The sequence below is a fragment of the Microcoleus sp. B13-B6 genome (assembly GCF_036705405.1).
GTDB lineage: Bacteria > Cyanobacteriota > Cyanobacteriia > Cyanobacteriales > Microcoleaceae > Microcoleus.
This window is the reverse complement of sequence record NZ_JAUBUJ010000003.1, coordinates 52,966-69,471: the sequence shown is the minus strand read 5'-3', so window position 1 is coordinate 69,471 and position 16,506 is coordinate 52,966. Positions and strand designations below refer to the sequence as shown.

Below are 16,506 nucleotides of genomic sequence, written 5' to 3'. Positions count from 1 at the left end.
AGCAGGCATCTTGCCTGCTATAGTTATGTCTTCAGGACAGGCAAGATGCCTGTTCCACAACAAACAGACAAATATTTGTGTGGAGCTGGCAGGTTGCCTGCTATAGTTATGTTTTCAGAACAGGCAAGATGCCTGTTCCACAAGAGAAAAATATTTGTGTGGAGCAGGCATCTTGCCTGCTATAGTTATGTTTTCAGAACAGGCAAGATGCCTGTTCCACAACAGAAAAATATTTGTGTGGAGCAGGCATCTTGCCTGCTATAGTTATGTCTTCAGGACAGGCAAGATGCCTGTTCCACAACAAACAGACAAATATTTTTGTGGAGCTGGCAGGTTGCCTGCTATAGTTATATCTTCAGAACAGGCAAGATGCCTGTTCCACAACAAACAGACAAATATTTTTGTGCAGGCATCTTGCCTGCTATATTTATGTCTTCACCACTTCTGAAGCGAGAGTTAGGTGTTTTTGGCGCAACTCTCATGGGCCTGGGTTCAATCCTCGGTACCGGAGTATTTGTGAGTATCGGCATTGCTGCGGAAGTTGCTGGGCCGGGAGTGATTTTGGCTGTAGGTATTGCAGCTTTTGTTGCTGTTTGCAATGGCCTTAACAGCGCTCAATTAGCGGCAAATCATCCTGTTAGCGGTGGTACTTATGAATATGGCTACAAATATCTCAATCCTTGGCTGGGTTTTACTGCAGGCTGGATGTTTTTGTTGGCGAAAACGGCTTCTGCGGCTACTGCTGCTTTAGGTTTTGCGGGGTATTTTTTAAATGCAGTTGGTGTAGCCGATCGCACTTACCTGATCCTAACAGCTTTAGTCGCCCTCGCCGCCATCACTTTAATTGTATTGACGGGAATTAGGCGATCGAATATTGCCAATACTGCCATAGTCTCAGTTACACTCCTATCCTTAGCCGTGTTTGTTGCTGTCGGTTTGCCAGAGGTAAGGTGGGAAATCGCCACCGTACAGAATCATAGCTCGATCGGCTCCATCTTCCAGGCCACCGCCCTGATGTTTGTCGCTTATAGCGGTTACGCCCGCATCACCACAATGAGCGAGGAAGTGCGGGAACCGAGGCAAACCATTCCCAAAGCCATAATTTTCACTTTGGTGCTGACAATGCTGCTTTACGTCGGGGTAGCAGTAGTTGTCGCGGGCGCGGGGGGAGCCGATAAATTGTCTTTACAAATAGGCGGTACGACTGCACCTTTGGAAGTCATCGCCCGCAGTTTCCCAGTTCCAGGAGTTTCTCAACTGCTAGCCGTCGGCGCAATTACCGCTATGTTGGGAGTCTTGCTGAACTTAATTTTAGGGCTGTCGCGCATCTGGCTGGCGATGGGGCGGCGCTTGGATATGCCGAGAGTCTTGGCGCGGCTGAATCCTTCAGGGACAACTCCCTACGTGGCTGTGGTGGTTGTCGAAGTTACGATCGCACTTTTAATCCTCGTCGGCGATGTCAAAACCACTTGGTCATTTAGCGCTTTTAGCGTTTTGATATACTACGCTATCACCAACCTCGCCGCGCTGCAACTTTCCCCCGCCGAAAGGCTTTATCCGCAGTGGTTGGCTTGGGTGGGTTTGGGGAATTGTCTGTTTCTGGCTTTCTGGGTGGAGAGGCAAATTTGGCTGACAGGATTGGCATTAATTGTCGCCGGTTTAATTTGGCGGGCGATCGTCCGAATCCCGGCGAGAAACTAGAAGTGTGATAAATTGAAACAGCATCCCGCATTGTAGAGGGCCATGCCCGATCGAACCCCCTTGCTGGCGACTCAAGAATCTCTCGCATTCAGCGCCATCAGTCGCTATATAGCTCAAACCCTCATTACCATTCAGGAAAAGCATCCCGAATGGATAACTGAAAAATACAGGAAAACCCCCTGGGCCAAACCTGATTTTCAGTCAGTTTTGATTGGAAAATTGACAAAAAGTTTCAGCGTAGCCAGCGATACAGATTCCCTGCTGCTGACTGCGAAAAAATACCTGCAAATTCTGCTGGTTCCAGAATTCGTTAATTCACCTCAATTCAGCAAATTATCTGCCAAAATTCAGCAGCTAGCCCAATCTCAAACAGCACCAGCTAAATCAGAAAACTCAGTTTCGTCAGAACCTCCAACTCCAACAGCCAATCAACCAGCCCCGCTTCCTAGCGGCATTGCTATCTTGCTGCTAGATGTCGAAAACTTGCAACTCACCATCGAAACCGAAAAATTCCTAGAGGGAATTTGCCACTATCCCATCCAAATCAAAGTTGCCTTTGCCAACTGGCGCAGCATGGGCAAAAAAGATGCCGAATTTCACCAGCGCGGCTATCAACTAATTCACGTCCCCCCCGGCAAAGACAGCGCCGACTTAAAAATGGCTACAGTCGGCGCATCGATTTTCGTACATTATCCCACAGCCAAAGAGATTTTTGTCTGTTCGTCCGATCGCGCCCTCACTCACCTCAGCAATACACTGCAAGCCCACGGATTAACAGTATTTCAAGTCCGCAAACAAATAGATAAAATCATAGTTTTAAACAGCAAAACCGGACAAGTAGAAACCCATTCCCTCGTAACCACACCGGAAATTACACCCCTAGAACAATTAGTTATTCAGCTAAAAGAATTAATCAAAAAAGAGCAAAAACGCACATCAACTCAGTGGATCAAACTTTCTACTGTTTCAGCTTTATTTAAGGAAAATTACGGCTTAGTCCTAAATCAAGTTGTTTCTCATCATTTGCTCGGCACTAAAACCAGGGATATCTTTCTCAAATATCCCACCGATTTTGCCCTCCACAAACCCTCAGAAACTTCTCAAACTTATGTCACTCTTTTTGAAGTGAGATTATCGCCTCCACCGCCAATACTTAACCAAGAAAATCTGAATAACCACCAGGCAGCACCTGCCACCTTGACAGATATTAATTCTCTGGAAGACTTGGAAAGAGCTCTTGTCAAAATCGTTGGCGAGTTAACCGGCAACTCTCCTGAAAATTCTGTATTTCTCTCCAATGTAGGCAGCGAATTTCACCGACAATACGGCAAACAAATTACCCAAATAATTAAAGATTTTAATCTCGGTAGGAAATTCACTAAATTTTTGCAATCCTGCGCTTCTCTCCAGCTAAAAAAAGCCGAAAAAGGCTGGCAAGTTTCCCTCAATTAATTAAAAATTAAAATATATAGCCTTTCTCAGTAACATGAGGTGTTCTTGGGCATTGACCAAACAGGGCATTGGCCAAACAGGAAGAGTACCTTACTTTCCTGAGAACCCCTATGTAAACGTCCAATTACAACTCACATATTGCACCGGAACAGGCTTTCCGGCCTGTTCCACAAAGAGTGAATTTTCTTGTGGAACAGGCCGAAAAGCCTGTTCATACGCAAGATGCCTGTTCCACAAAGAGTGAATTTTCTTGTGGAACAGGCCGAAAAGCCTGTTCATACAAAGCTTATTGAGAATGGTGCAACATCCCCATTACTAGCAACTTGAGCTATCATACAATCTGGACGTAAAGAAATGTAAAGGGATATGCAGGACAAAGTTGTGGTTGTGGTGGGTGCGACTGGCGGCATCGGTTCAGCAGTGGCCCGCAAACTCGCTGAGGCGGGTGCGAGGCTAGTGCTCGCCGCCAGAGACAGCAGTAAGTTAGACGCTTTAGCTAGCGAACTTTCAACAACAGAGGTACTGTGCGTGCCCACAGATATCACCGATTTGCAGCAAGTCGAGACGCTGATGCACAAAGCTGTGGAACATTTCGGACAAATTGATGCCCTCATAAACGCCGCCGGTGCCGGAATTCTCAAGCAGTGGAACAAGTTAGAACCCGCTGATTTAGATGCCATGCTTGACTTGAACTTAAAAGGCAGTTTTTACACGTCTCAAGCAGCGGCGAATGTGATGAAAGAGCGGAAATCCGGGCACATTTGCAATGTCATCGGGATTTTGGGCAAGCATTCGATGGCGATGGGAACGGCTTATTGCGCTTCAAAGTTTGGGGTAGTTGGTTTCAGCAAGTGCATGGCAGATGAGCTGCGACGCTACGGCATTAAGTTTACGCTATTCTATTTTGGCGGGGTGGATTCTCCGTTTTGGGATAATGTGAGTTTGAAGGTAGACAGGTCAAAAATGCTGACTACTGAAACTGCTGCAAATGCGATTATGTTTGCTCTTTCGGCTGACCCGCAAGCTGTGCCGATGGAGATTAATATTCAGCCGGAAAGTCATTTGTTCTTTTAGCGATTGAGGAGTGATTTGAATGCAGAAAGCAGCGGAAGCTGAAGGCAATAAAAATTATGATATTTTTAGGTTTGAGAACTTGTACAGCACTTAATTATGTAGGTGCACGGGCTGGTGCACCTTACCCCTATAAGTAGCGCGTCAAACCATTTTTTTGCCTTAGTCCTATTGGCGAAGGCCTAGCGGTCAAACCTCAGTTATCACAGAACCGGGTTTCTTTTAAGTGCCGACTTATTTCTACCTTCAGAGGGAGCTAGAATATTCAATTTTTAGGTTATTATTAAGTGGGCGCGCAATAAAAAGTATGAAAAATATCCATTACTCAATTCCTCCGTTGCAATTTCGCCTTGAAAATCAGCAGATTTTCCCTTTTTCAGTTTCCATTTTCAATTATTGATTATGGAGTTCGATCGCATTCACTTCTACGTTGAAAATGCTAAAATATCCCGCGACTGGTTTGTCAGCCGCTTAGGCTTTCAATCAACTGCCGGTTATGCCAACAGCCACACTCAAACTGAAGTTGTCAGCAGCGGCAATGTATGTTTTGTTTTATCTTCGCCCCTGACACCCGCTAGTCCCGCTGCTAGTTGGTTGAAGTTTCATCCTCCAGGGATTGCCGATGTGGGTTTTCGGGTAAAAAATATCGAATTAGCGGTAGCTAGAGCGGCTGCGGCAGGCGCTAAAATCCTGGAACCGATTCAAGAAGACCTAAACGAAAGAGGCTATTTTAAGCGGGCAAAAATCGCTGGTTGGGGAGATTTAATCCACACGCTCGTTGAGCGCATTGGCGGCCATTCACTGCTATCGGCTTCTCCTAAGCTGCCGATGTTTACCCTAATCGACCACGTAGTGTTAAATGTTGAATCAGGGGATTTATCAAGTGCTGTTAGTTGGTATCAAAAAATATTAGGTTTTCAACCGCAGCAAAATTTTGACATTCAGACGGAGAAGTCGGCTTTGCGGAGCCAAGTTATGGTGCACGCTGAAGGTGGGGTGCAATTCCCGATTAATGAACCGGCATCAGCTAATTCTCAAATTCAAGAGTTTTTGAGTGCAAATCGGGGGCCGGGAATTCAGCACATGGCTTTGCAAACTAATAATATTGTGGGGGTTGTTGCCGATTTGCGATCGCGCGGTTTGCCTTTTCTGCCTGTTCCTCCCACATACTACTCCGAATTGCAGCAGCGACAAAACTATTTACCCGCAGATTGGCAATCAATTGCAGCTTGTCAAGTTTTGGCAGATTGGCAAGAAGATACTCCCGCAGCGATGCTGCTGCAAATCTTTACCCAGCCAATTTTTGCAGAACCGACTTTCTTTTTCGAGATTATTGAGCGCCGAGTTAGTTTAGTTAACGGCACACCGGTGCAAGCTGGAGGTTTTGGGGCGGGGAATTTTCGAGCTTTGTTTGAGGCCATTGAACGCGAACAAATGAAGAGGGGAAGTTTGATAGATGATTGATAAAGCTTCCACTTTTTTGGTCATATCCGCGTGTTAATCAGCACGGCGATATCTTTCCACCCGTAGGCAATTTCTTTGAGTGCAACTCCTGCTCTAGTTGTCTGCTGTTCATCTACTTTTTCACCTCCTAATAATTCATAAAACCTATAGGCTGAATTGTCTCCTAGTACCCAAACTAGCATCGAGTTCAAACTTAATTCTGCCAATTTTGTGGCAACTGTTCTCACGAGTTGCCGTCCGATTCCTTGACGCTGATATTCCTCCAAAATATAGATGGCAAATAATTCTCCTTTATATATATATTTGCCGGTGCGCTCGCAACCACCCGCAGCAAAACCCACAATTTCTCCCGATTCATTCTCCGCAACGCACACAAAATTTTTACTTTTTTCTGCGTTTAGGAGGATTTCTTGCCAATTGCTTTCTCGCTTTTCATAGGATAACTGTGCGAGGTAATCTGCTGGTACAATTTCCCGGTAAGCTGTCCGCCAAGTATCTAGATTAACTCGTGCGATTGCAGGTGCGTCACCGATTTTAGCTTCTCTCACAATCATCAGAAAATACTCCTTTGGGGCCCTGAAATTCTCTTTTCAAGTCGAGGGCAACTATACGATCGCGCCCTTCTAGTTTAGCTCGATACAGCGCTCGATCGGCTTGTCCAATTAACCCCTCAATCGATACACCAGCAGCCGGTACAGTAGTAGCGATCCCCATACTGAGAGTTATAAACTTACTTACCTTGGAAGCAGCATGAAAAATTGTCGCCGCTTTCAAATCGCTGCGAATTGCTTCAGCTACCCGTATTGCTCCCTGCACATCAGTTCGCGGCAAAATTACCGCAAATTCTTCGCCGCCGTAGCGGGCGGCTAAATCTCCTGCCCGCTGAGCGTTGTTAGCTAAAATCTCGGCAACTTTTTTTAAACATTCGTCGCCTCCTTGATGGCCGTAATGATCGTTGTAAAGTTTGAAAAAATCGATATCGCACAAAATTAAAGACAGCGACTCTTTTTCTCGCTCCATCAACTGCCATTCTAACTCCAATTTTTTGTCAAAACAGCGGCGGTTGGGAATTTGAGTCAATCCATCCACCGAAGCGAGCCGCTGCAATTCCATGTTAGCTGCTTGTAATTCTAATTTGGCTTGTTCTAAAGCTAAATTTTGCCGAGCTAATTCTTCACTTTGCCGTTTTTCTTGTTCGTACAAAAATCGGATTGAAGCTTCAGCTTCGTACAATTCTTGCTCCGCATATTTGCGCTTGACAAATTCTCCTAATTGAGAACTTACCACCGCTATTATCTGAAGTAAATCTTGATCGGGTGGCAGTTCTTCCCGGCAAAAAAAAGTCATTACTCCTACAACTTGGCCCCTAGCGTGAATGGGGAAACCGAATCCCGATCGCAGTCCCGCTTCCTCTGCCAAGTGCGATCGCACGAAATTGCGATCGCCCACAAGATCGGTAATCCACTGCGTAGAACCGCTCTTGGAAACCGCTCCGGGCAAACCCTCACCCGCCGCCAAAGTAATCTGCTCGTTGTTTTCGGCAAACTCCCTAACTTCCTCCGCTGCCTGCCAAACTGCCACCCGTCGCAAACCAGCAGTTTCCTCGATCGGACAGCAAAGTGGCAGGTACCAAAGTGACTCTTTTTCAGATTTTATTTCCGCACCCAATCTAGTTTCTTCCTCCGCCTCTGCAGGCGTCCAAAGTTCGCCAAGATCCCACCCAAAACTTTGGCAAATAGCTTGCAAAATTCTCGGAGTTGCATTATCTAGAGAACTTGATTCTGATAGGATATGAGTAACAGCATACTGTGCTTCTTGACACTTTTTTATGCGTTGTTGCTTGGTAATGTCTTTGCCGATATAAACAAAATCTTGTATAACCTCGCTATCTGCATCCGGGCTTCCTGTGCTTGTCTCGAAACTAGAGCATGAAAACGCAACAATCAGCTTTAAACCTATTTTCGTTTGGCAAGCTACTTTTACTTGAGGCCAATATTCGCTTTTAAGTGCAGGAGGTAGCTGGCTGACTTTGCGTAACAATTCCTCCTCAGCCGTAATCATGGATATGGATTGGCCGATTAATTCCGATTCGGTATATCCAAATAATTGCTGTGCAGCTTGATTCACTTTTTTGATTTGGCCCGATGTTCCTGTTACGAACAAAACATCCCCTAGGGAATTAATAATTTTGTCAATATAATCGCCAGCCGCAGCTAAGTTATCGCCTTTAATACTTGTTTTCTTGGCAGCATGAACGATGGTTTGCGGAGATCCAATGCTATCTGTCACATCTTCGCATAAAATAATCAATCTGTCAGCAGTGGCTTGTCCCTTACAACCAAAAATGTACAAATTTAGATACAAATAAGAGCCGTCTTTGAGAACTCTGCTAATTGACTTTAACTGAAAGTCTTGCTGTCGTTCTTCAATAATATCTTCAAGGATTCCTTCAATTCCAATCAGTTCAGGAAAACTATCGCGCACGTCTTTTCCTTCGCCTACTTCCTCATGAATGTAGGCAAAATCTTGCACTTTCAAAGATATTTCTTTAATCTTAAGTTCCCGATCGACTGTGAGGTATTCAATCCTGCGTAAGGATAACAGCTTATAAAGAAGAATATTAATACTTCTGGGGCTGCTCTCTACAGTTAATGTTGGAAGCATCTCGTTATTGTAGAGCATCTCTCTCAAAGGTTAGCCGGTAAAGTTACATCAATTCCGGTTGCACCGGAATGATTGTTGACTGTTGACTGTTGACTGTAGAAGGAGGGGTGGAAAAACAGAATGGTTGAGTGTTAACTGTTGACTCGATTTTAGGATGCCGATGCAACCGGAAACGATATTAGTTGTTGTTTGGCTGCTATTTATCATGGGAATTTTTATACTGGCTGATGTCATCACCTGTTACCGCTAGCTAATTTATGCAAACAGTACACTTTGGATTATCCAAGCATTTTTTTGCTTGTTTTAAAAATGGGGCTAAATATTAATTAAACCCACTTTTTTTGAGAAAGCGCAGTCAAAATCAGCCTCGATTGAGGTAGAGATTTATGAACAATATGTAGCTGTTTACACTATTTGTGCGGCACATTTTAATTTTGAATTCCCCGATATGGCTGACAACCGCTCAAGTTGAGGAACAGCACAGTTTAATTCAAATGTTTGCTTTAATTAGCACCATTCCTATAGACCTTACCTCCCCAGGGTATTTGTGTCAATTTTTGTAAAGAAAGTGTTACCTTTAAATGATATAGTATCGAAGGATTTGTATAAAAGCTTAAAAATACTCTGCTAAATGCTGAGACTTATTACCGACTTTGACGGCCCGATCATGGACGTGTCCGATCGCTACTACCGAGTTTACCAGTATTGTCTGGCCGAGACTCAGCGTGAGGGGCAACCAGTGCGCGAACTCCCCAAGGCAGAGTTTTGGGACATGAAGCGCGCGCGGGTTCCCGAAACCGAAATCGCCATCCTCTCAGGATTAGACGCAGCCCAAGCCCGCGATTTTGCCCAGAAACGTCGTCAAACCGTCCACACCCTACCCTACATGATTTACGATCGACCCGTTCCCACCGCTCTGGAAACTCTCGAAAAGGTGCAGGGCGCTGGAGTAGACTTAGTGGTGATGACCATGCGCCGCGTTAGGGAACTAGATGAAGCCTTCAACCGCTGCAATTTAGGGCAATTTTTCCCAGAAAACCGCCGCTATTGCCTCCCCAACGATTACGTTAAAACCGGGGATGTCAAAGATAAGCCCCTGTTGATGGCAAGAGCTCTGGCCGAACTGCCGCCGGCTTCTGACACTTGGATGGTTGGCGATACGGAGGCGGACATCATATCAGCAAAAACGCACGGTGTCAAGGTAATTGGTGTTTTGTGCGGAATTCGCGATCGCACCCAACTAGAAATGCACCAACCGGATTTAATTGCTAACAATTTGAGTGAAGCAGTTGAGATTATTTTAGATAGTCAGTAGTCATTAGTCATTAGTCATTAGTCATTAGTCATTAGTCCTCAATTCCCCAGTCATTAGTCAACAGTCATTAGTCCTCAATTCCCCAGTCATCAATCAACAGTCAACAGTCAACAATTCCCCAGTCATTAGTCATTAGTTATTAATTGTTAGCTGATGTTATTTATCAGAGGTCTTGATTTCACAGTTATTAGTTGTTGGCTGCTGACTAATGAATGCTGACTAATGAATGCTGACTAATAACTGCTGACTAATGACTGCTGACTATCGCAGAAAACCGCTGACCAGCCACAGAATTAAAAACGTAAACAAAGCGATAAATTTCTCTGTTGTTATAAATGCCGGACTGACCAAAGAACCAAAAAATCCTCCCAGCAACAAGCCTATAACCAAGCCAGCCACAGTCAGCAGCACGGCGCGACCAAATTTTTGTTCCTTGCGATTAACAAAATAAAGACAACAGCCGACCCCAAGAGCCAGAGTCAACTGTAGTAAACCATCATTAGCCGCCGGATAAATACTCAGTCCGCCTAAGCCCACATACACCCCAGCCGGCCACAAAATGTCCGATCGACTAGGAGTATCGATTAACCGCTGCAACCAAGCTGGGCTGCCACTCGGAGGAGAGGGAGTAAAGCTTGGGGGTGGGGGAGTCAGCCGTTCGGGAAAGCGGATGCGTTCGGGTACTTTAATTTTCCCTTCCTGTCGCTGCCGCAGGCGATCCATGAGGATCGCATCGTAAGCGGCTTCGATCAATTCCAAACGTTTCTTGTCACCGCTGTACTGCTCGCCTAGGCGCGTGCGGGCCTCTTGCACTTCATCAAAGGAAGCATCTTCATCGACTTCAAGAAGTTGATAGGGAGTTGGCTCACTCATTGTAATAACCCGCTGAAGACTCTCGTTATATAGCAATCTTAACAAGAGAGGAAAGCGGGGCGGGAGCTCTGCCGCTTTCCCAAGAGTTTTGCTGCTAGTTTTTAGTGCTTGAAAACAGGAACCAGCAAACCTTACGAAGGTAGAAACTAGAAGGCATTTGGCATTCGTAAAAAAAAAATAATGAATCCAAAGATTTTTATTTTTATCTTTGCCGTCTAAAATTTTACCTTCTGCCAAATGCCCTCAGAAGGGACTTGTCCTGCTGGCGCTCACAATTCCCGACCACTGGACTTTTTTAAGTCGATCGCGGCGGTAGGAAAAAAAGCGAGCCGAGTCAGAATAAGTACAGAAAGGAGCGATCGCCACTTGAGAAATATCGATTCCCAACTGCTGCAATTGCAGAGCATTGCAGAGGCGAACATCCAAGCGTACTTTTCCCGGTTCTGGATCGGCTAAGACAGGCGTTTCCGGCAGTTGATGCAAAAACTCGCAGATGCCGTCGGCTGTTGCACTAACGGCACTCTTAGGAGCAATGGTGGCTCCCAGTTCCGCTGCTACTTCCACAGATACCTGGTAAACCTCTCCAGCGATCGCCGGCCCCATAGCAATCTTCAGATTTTCTAGTTGACTGCCTTGTGCCACAAGTTGAGCGATCGCCTCTGGTAATATCTTAGCAGCAGTCCCGCGCCAACCCGCGTGAACTGCCGCAACCAGTCCCGTGCGATCGTCAGCAATCAGCACCGGCACACAGTCAGCCGAGCAAACCCACAGCGCCTCCAATTCTCGAGCTGCCACCAAGCCATCAGCCTCAGCATAGCTTGAGGCAGCGGTTTCCGAGTCCGGAGCCACAACCGGGGACAACTCAGTGGTTTTGAGTACCGCATTGCCGTGTACCTGTTGGAGTCGGTAAACCTTAGCTCCCGGTTCGAGAACTTCCGTCAGCTCGATCGGCCCCTGGGGCGAGAAATCGCGAGTAAAAAAGCCGTGAGACCAGCGAGAAAGCAAGCTGCAAGTCAGATAGGGCAAGCCTTGCCAGCTCTGCCAGTCCCAACTGATACCGTCAGGTTGTCCGGCGCATTCAGAGTCAGGAAAATTTGTCAAGCGATCGCCAGCTACAGTCATGAAACCCATCCTTCCCCAAGCGAATCATTTGCCTTGTATTGTAAACAATCAAAAATTTTGCCGATTAAGCCGATGCAGTTTAAACCCACATCTTGCACCATTCTCGCTTAACAGGCTTTTCGGCCTGTTCCACAAGAAAATTCACTCTTTGTGGAACAGGCCGAAAAGCCTGTTCATAAAAAGCTTATTGACAATGGTGCAACATCTGAGTTTAAACGCACGATCGGCTTTAATCAAAAAATACCCATTCCTGGGCGCTTAACTCCGGCGGACGCCACCAAAATTTTGCACCACCCGAGAGCAAAATTTTAGTAACTAATTAACATAAACGAACGCCAAAGCGCTATCATCGGTGTGACCGTCACAGACGAGTTACGGGTGCAATCAGGGTCGAAAAAACCAGGGTATCCATCGCGACTCTACCCCGTGGCATTCGACTTATTCGATGTGCAAAAAAATTGCCTCAAGCCCGGTAAAATCAGTTAAGCCTGTATATAAAGACAAGGATTGCCATACATTCGATCCTGACTTCGAGATCCTTGTGCCCCCTGTTGAGTTGGGAAAAAAAATCGTGAAACCAGTTCCAGACAAGCAAATAACAGCCCATTTGAACACCAAACAGCAAAAAAAGAACCCTACAGGCGCCCGGAGTCGATCGCGCCTTTTGTCCGATCGCTCACTGCTGGTGGGACTGGGTTGTCTTGCCAGTCTGGGACTGCTCAGCAAAGGCTTAGTTTGGGCCCAAGCCGAAATTCCGCCAGCAGAACAAGCCGTCCCCGGCGCAGCAGACCTCCAGCCATTATTTGAAGCTCCTCTCCCGCCCCCTGAACCCGAATTCAGCCAAGGGTCGCCAGAACCATACCCTGAACCGCAGGCAGAAGTCCCGCCGTCCGAGCCTTTCGATGCCGCACCGCCGTCAGAGCCTGAGTACGCCACCGAACCACCTCCCACCCAATATTATCTGCCGGAACCCGCGCTGATTCCCCTGCCAGAAGCGACGGCCCAAGAGCCGCCTTTTGAAGCGCCAGTTAACCCAGCCCACGCTGAAATCGACCAAACAGACTACAGCGTTGGCGCTACCAGCGAGTACCAAGCGCCAACAACCATAGAGTTTGCAGAACGATCAACCGGCTGCGAAGGAGGTGGCGGTTTGTGCGCGCCTCCTGCTGTTTCCGAGCCAGTGACTGCAGATGCAGGAGAACCCAACTACAGACAGGAAACTCCGATCGCAGACGGCGGCTATATTGCAGCCCCTCCTCCTCGAAATCGGCAAGAAAACCTTCCGGGCGAGGTTCGGGAAACTGTTGCCGGAAATAGTAGCGGGAATCCTGTCAGTAAACTCGGTCAAGCCGTTCAACAAATAGGCAGCCAGGTTTGGGGGAGTTCAAACCCGCCGGAATCTGCTTACGCACCCCCACGCTACTCGGCAGACACCGGCTACTCGGCTAACATCGGCTACTCCGCAGACGCTGGATACTCGGCAGACGCGGGGTATTATGCCGGATCTGCATCTTACGGCGGCGGCGCTCCAGCGCCCAGCATGGGACTCGGGCCGGTTCAAGTCGGTGCGGTTAGTGTCAGCAGCGGCAGCAATACCGGTTTTGCTTACTACAATCTCACGCCGCGTCCCGCAGGCCTGCCCGGAAATGGCAACACCAGCTTGCTGTTTCCGCTATCTATTGCTTCGGCAATTACTTCGCCGTTTGGGTGGCGGACTCATCCAGTTCTGGGCTACGGCCGGTTTCACACCGGAACTGACTTGGGGGCCCCGATGGGAACGCCCGTACTGGCAGCCTATGCGGGTCAAGTGGCGATCGCAGATTGGTTGGGTGGCTACGGTTTGACTGTGGTTCTCAACCACAACAAAAAGTCTCAGGAAACTCTCTACGCTCACCTTTCGGAACTGTTTGTGAAACCGGGAGAGTGGGTGAAACAGGGAGAGACTATCGGCCGCGTCGGCAGTACGGGAATGTCTACAGGGCCTCACCTCCACTTCGAGGTTCGGCAAATGACTGACCAGGGTTGGGTGGCGATCGACCCGGGTTCTCAGCTAGAATTCGCTCTGGCAAAAATGATCGGCAGTTTGGAAACCGCCAAAGTACCGCAAATGCCGAAAATGGTGGAAATACAAACCGCTAGCGGACTCAAGGATTTGGAAAACGATCTGCCCCAGCTTCCACCTCTGCCGCTGGGAATGGACATCGAAGTTCACAACCTCCAGCCGCCATTCCCGGAACTGTTAAAAGCTGACACTTCTAAGCCCAAAGAGCCCGAAGCAGTCAAACCCAAAACTCAGAAGCAAGCTAACAGGTAAAAATGCCGGCTGGGATAGATTAATTTTTTTAGGGGCGGGCTATTCGCCCGCCACGCAAGAAAATTGATGTTTTGTAGAATGGGCCCTCCTAGCCTGTTGCTGAGCATGGTTTAAGATGTGTTGATATCAGATCCGATGGATTTCTCTTTACCAGAAAAAACCTCGGAACCAAGAAAAACCAATAAAAATGGGTAACTTGCAGCTTATGCTAATAGCGCAGCATTTGTGGGAATTAATTTTATTTCTGATTATTGTAGTCTGCCCGATTCCCTTAAGCTTGTCTCTGGCCTTCGAGAATCAGAACGAAAACAAGAACTATTCATTTCCCCATTTTCTCCTCGTACTCCTGACGGGATGGAGCATTGTACAAGTATGTATCGGCTTGATTTTAGGAAGTGCCGAGCGACTAAATATTTCTGCGGTCATTATAGCAGAAATTCTGATTGGTGCGATGGGCGTAATCCTGATTTATACCAAAAACCACAGAGCTTTTACCTTCTCGCAGTGGCAGATTCCCAAACTCAAGCAACCTCTGGGCAAATCCGAACGCCTAATTATTGTTGCCACCGCTGTTGCAGGATTGGTGCTGTGGGACACTCTAGCAAGCAAACCCACCACCAATTATGACTCATTGTGGTTTCACCTGCCTGCGATCGCCCGATGGTATCAAACCCATTCATTTACATTATTAGATCCCGCCGGAAATTGGATTTTCGATCAGGAGCAAGCACGAGTATATCCCTACAATTGGCACGTTTTGTCGGCTTTGTGTTTGCTCCCCTTCCGAGAAGATTTTCTCACAGCTTTTCCCCTGCTAATTGCGTGGGTACTTGAGGGAATTGCCGTTTATCTATTGAGCGTAAAATTTGGAGCCACCCGAATTCACGGTATGGCAGCAGCATCTTTAGTATTGACAGTACCGATGGTTCTCAACCAAGTTAACACTATTCACCCCGATTTACCGCTAGCTGCAATATTTACAGCGGGTTTGTATCTAGGTTTATCCTATCATAGCAGCCGATCGCAATCCGAACTATCCCTATTTTTGGCAGCCGCAGGAATGCTAGCCGGAATAAAAATCACGGGGATAGTCTATGCAGCCTCACTTTTAGTAGGATTAGCCATCTTAGAAATTAAAAGATTCGCGGTTAATAAAAATTCCACACCAGCTAATTTTAGAATTCGCCACTTTATCAAACCAGTCTTGCTGTGCGGCCTAGCTTGTTGCTTGTTTTTAGGAGGTTTTTGGTATGCGAGAAACTTGCTGCACATCAATTATCCTGTCGCCGATACCAGCAATATTAAAGTTCCCTTACAGCCTGTTCCCTTACAGTCTCCAGTAACTACGCCAATACCTCCCGTACAGCAGCCCGCACCTATCCTACTTGTGCCGCTCGCTTCGCCGTCTTTCAATGCTTGGCAAAGCACTTTAGCAGCTCAATTTAATCCCACCAATATTTCCCACTGGCAAACTCTAGGTTTACAAATTATCATGAGATTGCAACTGCCCTTTCTGGCGATCGCACTTCAGGTATTGGCAGCACCTCTGGCTTTTATCAGAGGTAAAACCAGAACAATCAATCAAAATAATATCATTTTAATTGTAGTTCTCGCCAGCACCGGAATTCTGTATTTAATTACACCTTACACGTCAGGTACTGCGGGAGATTCTATCGGTCAAATCAGCCCTTTACTGGGTTTTAATCTCAGATACGGTTTTCCCTTTTTAAGCTTGCTGGGCATAGCCGCTGCAGCTACAGCAACTCGGATAAAAACTCCAAATCAAGTAGTTCTGGCAGTGGTTTTGGTTAGTGGTTTGTTCGGAATTACTAGCAACACAATTTTTGATTATATTAAAAATGCTTCTTTCACCGGAGATAGTATTGTTTGGGGAAGTTTGTTGATTGACAATTTTAAGTCTAACCCAATACAAGCTATTAATACTATCGGGAAAATATTAGGCCCCAGTTGGCAAGATATATTAAGAGATCCGATATTTTATCTTGTGTCAGTGACGCTGGCTGCGATATTGTGGAAAATCAATCCTGGCTATAGAGGGCTGAGTCATCTATTTCCCACTCGAAAAAAATCGATTTACATAGTGATAATTTGTGTCTGTATAGGATTGATAGTAATTGGTCATTGGAGGGAAAAGCGAGATTTTGCACGCACCGAACTGTATCGCGGTATTTACGAATATATTGATAAAAATACAGTACCTGATGAAAGAATAGGCTTCTTTTTAAGTTCCCGCAGCTACCTGTTTTATGGGAGAAATTTGGACAGACAAGTTTTATCTGTGCCGTTTAGAGCCGATCGACTTTCGGCATGGATTGACAACCTCCGGCGAAATAAAATTAGGACTGTGGGATTCGGGCCCCATACTGGGACAGACGCAGCTACCAGAAAAGCTCTATCTTGGCTGACAAGTGCCCAGGGCCCGCTGCAACAAGTTTTCGGAAAAGATTTTAATACTGAGTCGGTGTTGTATCGCTTGAAAAATTAAAATATAGCAGTTATAATTCAATAC

13 protein-coding genes are annotated in these 16,506 nt (G+C 46.5%); 9 read left to right on the top strand and 4 right to left on the bottom strand.

From position 1 onward, the window contains the following. The first annotated feature begins 45 nt into the window (after positions 1–45). The 5 genes from QUB35_RS02325 (at position 46) to hppD (ending at position 5,688) form a co-directional block, all read left to right on the top strand. On the top strand, positions 46–264 hold the full coding sequence (locus QUB35_RS02325) for a hypothetical protein (protein ID WP_333138998.1): 219 nt from the start codon (positions 46–48) through the stop codon (positions 262–264). Positions 265–369: 105 nt separating this feature from the next. Continuing rightward, on the top strand, positions 370–1,701 hold the full coding sequence (locus QUB35_RS02320; RefSeq protein ID WP_333138996.1) for an APC family permease: 1,332 nt from the start codon (positions 370–372) through the stop codon (positions 1,699–1,701). A 42-nt stretch (positions 1,702–1,743) separates the two neighbouring features. Continuing rightward, entirely contained in the window at positions 1,744–3,153 is a 1,410-nt protein-coding gene (locus QUB35_RS02315; RefSeq protein WP_333138994.1) for an NYN domain-containing protein, read from the top strand. Positions 3,154–3,519: 366 nt separating this feature from the next. Beyond that, positions 3,520–4,227 (top strand): SDR family oxidoreductase, encoded by a 708-nt coding sequence (locus QUB35_RS02310; RefSeq protein ID WP_333138992.1) that lies wholly within the window; start codon positions 3,520–3,522, stop codon positions 4,225–4,227. Positions 4,228–4,626: 399 nt separating this feature from the next. After that, positions 4,627–5,688: a 4-hydroxyphenylpyruvate dioxygenase gene (gene hppD, locus QUB35_RS02305; protein WP_333138990.1), complete on the top strand. Its 1,062-nt coding sequence runs from the start codon at positions 4,627–4,629 to the stop codon at positions 5,686–5,688. A 20-nt stretch (positions 5,689–5,708) separates the two neighbouring features. Here hppD and QUB35_RS02300 read toward each other — a convergent pair whose 3' ends face one another. Together QUB35_RS02300 and QUB35_RS02295 are read right to left on the bottom strand one after the other, a co-directional pair. Beyond that, positions 5,709–6,242, bottom strand: a complete 534-nt coding sequence (locus QUB35_RS02300) for a GNAT family N-acetyltransferase (protein WP_333138988.1) — start codon at positions 6,240–6,242, stop codon at positions 5,709–5,711. Continuing rightward, complete coding sequence (locus tag QUB35_RS02295) at positions 6,223–8,352, bottom strand: diguanylate cyclase domain-containing protein (RefSeq protein ID WP_333138986.1); 2,130 nt, start codon at positions 8,350–8,352, stop codon at positions 6,223–6,225. Before QUB35_RS02295 ends, QUB35_RS02300 begins: the two co-directional genes overlap by 20 nt. A 631-nt stretch (positions 8,353–8,983) precedes the next feature. On the opposite strand from QUB35_RS02295, the gene QUB35_RS02290 reads away from it, so the two are divergent. Then, complete coding sequence (locus QUB35_RS02290; protein WP_333138984.1) at positions 8,984–9,667, top strand: HAD family hydrolase; 684 nt, start codon at positions 8,984–8,986, stop codon at positions 9,665–9,667. 261 nt (positions 9,668–9,928) lie between these two features. Here the strand turns inward: QUB35_RS02290 and QUB35_RS02285 are convergent, their stop codons facing one another. Then, positions 9,929–10,540, bottom strand: coding sequence for a CPP1-like family protein (locus tag QUB35_RS02285; protein WP_333138982.1), 612 nt, complete (start codon positions 10,538–10,540; stop codon positions 9,929–9,931). Between the two features lie 243 nt (positions 10,541–10,783). Then, entirely contained in the window at positions 10,784–11,662 is an 879-nt protein-coding gene (gene pgeF / locus QUB35_RS02280) for a peptidoglycan editing factor PgeF (RefSeq protein ID WP_333138979.1), read from the bottom strand. 150 nt (positions 11,663–11,812) lie between these two features. On the opposite strand from pgeF, the gene QUB35_RS02275 reads away from it, so the two are divergent. From QUB35_RS02275 to QUB35_RS02265, 3 genes are all read left to right on the top strand, one after another. Further along, positions 11,813–11,974, top strand: a complete 162-nt coding sequence (locus QUB35_RS02275; protein WP_333138977.1) for a hypothetical protein — start codon at positions 11,813–11,815, stop codon at positions 11,972–11,974. A gap of 259 nt (positions 11,975–12,233) precedes the next feature. After that, a complete protein-coding gene (locus QUB35_RS02270) occupies positions 12,234–13,976 on the top strand; it encodes a peptidoglycan DD-metalloendopeptidase family protein (RefSeq protein ID WP_333138975.1) in 1,743 nt (580 codons plus the stop codon). Positions 13,977–14,163: 187 nt separating this feature from the next. Then, the gene (locus tag QUB35_RS02265; protein WP_333138973.1) at positions 14,164–16,482 is read left to right on the top strand and encodes a hypothetical protein; all 2,319 of its coding nucleotides are present in this window, start codon (positions 14,164–14,166) and stop codon (positions 16,480–16,482) included. Positions 16,483–16,506 lie beyond the last annotated feature (24 nt).